Raw genomic sequence first — 1,407 nt, forward strand, 5'->3', positions numbered from 1 at the left:
CGCGCCGATCTGTGAGTGGGGGTTGTCAAGAGGTGCGGTGGTGGGTGGTGATGGTGCGGTAGAGCTGTCGGGCGATGTAGCGCTTGAGGCAGCGGTTGATTTCTCTGGTGGTGCGGCCTTGGGCGCGGCGTCGGTTGATGTAGTCGCGGGTTTCGGGGTGGATGCGGCGGCGGGTCAGGGCGATGGTGTGCAGGGCGCTGTTGAGGGTTCTGTCGCCGCCGCGGTTGAGGCGGTGTCGGTCGGTGCGGCCGCTGGCCACGGGTATGGGGGCGGCGCCGGCGAGGGTGGCGTAGGCGGCTTCTGATCGGACGCGGCCGGGGTGTGACCAGGCGGTGAGGGCGATCGCGGCGGTGACGGGTCCGACTCCGGGTTGGTCGAGCAGGGGTGGGCAGAGTTCGGTGACGAGGGCGCGTAGGCGTCGGTGGTTGTCGGCCAGTGCGTCGTCGAGGGTGTGGATGTGACGGGCGAGGGTGACCAGTTCGCGGCGGCGGGTGTGTTCCTCGATGGGCAGGTGGGTGCTCTCGGATGGGTCGAGGGCGGCCAGGTAGGTGATTTGGTGGGTGGTGCTCAGCCCGCGTAGGGCGTGGCGCAGAGTGTCGTCGGCGGTCAGGATCAGCGCTTTGACCAGGTTGACTGTGGCGGTGCGGGTGTCGCTGTGGTGGCGGCGGCAGACCAGCAGCAGACGCAGCGCTTCGCGTGGTCCGTCGCTGCGGGGCACGGCGACGCGGTCGGTGGACAGTGCCAGCACGGCGTGGGCGGCGGCGACCGCGTCGAGTTGGTCGGACTTGCCGCCCCGGCGGCGGAGCGCGGCGGCGGGTTTGGGCGCTTCGCAGACCGGTTCACCGGCAGCGCTCAACAGCCGACACAGTCCCTGACCGTGCGCCCGGGTGCCCTCTACCGCCCACAACCGGCGCCCGTCCAGCGGAGTGTGCGCGGCGGCGAAGGCCACCAGCTGGCTCAACCCGTCCGGGTCGGTGGGCACGGTGACCTGCGCCAGCACCGCCCCGAACCGGTCGAGCACCGCAGCGGTGTGCGTGTCGGTATGGGTATCCACCCCCACCACCACGTCATAGCGATCCGTGACCCGCTCTACGATCTGTGCCATCTCGGGTTGTTGCTCCTTTGCCAGTGACGACCGGGACAGTCGGCGTCGGCTCGGGATGCAGTCACCTCGGCGGCAAATCTGTGATGGGCCACGTGTGCTCGCACGGGCAGGCTTCTGATCAGGCCAGCAAGGTGGGCCGGGCCGGCGCCGACGACCACCTGGGGACAGGTCTTGCACAAGGCACACCCGCACTCCGAGCGGCCGGATCGGCAATGAGTCACCCAAGCGATCATCGACGCCGAACCTAGCGGCAACCAGCCGAACCGATCACCACGTACATAGAAGCGTCTTGCACTTTCTGT

General features: G+C 69.2%; 1 protein-coding gene. It reads right to left on the minus strand.

From position 1 onward, the window contains the following. Window positions 1-25 precede the first annotated feature (25 nt). A complete protein-coding gene (locus ACPXBU_RS34785; protein WP_425761394.1) occupies window positions 26-1,105 on the minus strand; it encodes an IS110 family transposase in 1,080 nt (359 codons plus the stop codon). Between the last annotated feature and the right edge of the window lie 302 nt (window positions 1,106-1,407).

The sequence above is a fragment of the Micromonospora sp. DT231 genome (assembly GCF_049847025.1).
In the GTDB taxonomy this organism is placed as follows: domain Bacteria; phylum Actinomycetota; class Actinomycetes; order Mycobacteriales; family Micromonosporaceae; genus Micromonospora.

What these genes read in the sequence shown, in the direction of transcription:
- ACPXBU_RS34785 (WP_425761394.1), bottom strand. Translation starts at nt 1,105, where the DNA reads ATGGCACAGATCGTAGAGCGGGTCACGGATCGCTATGACGTGGTGGTG.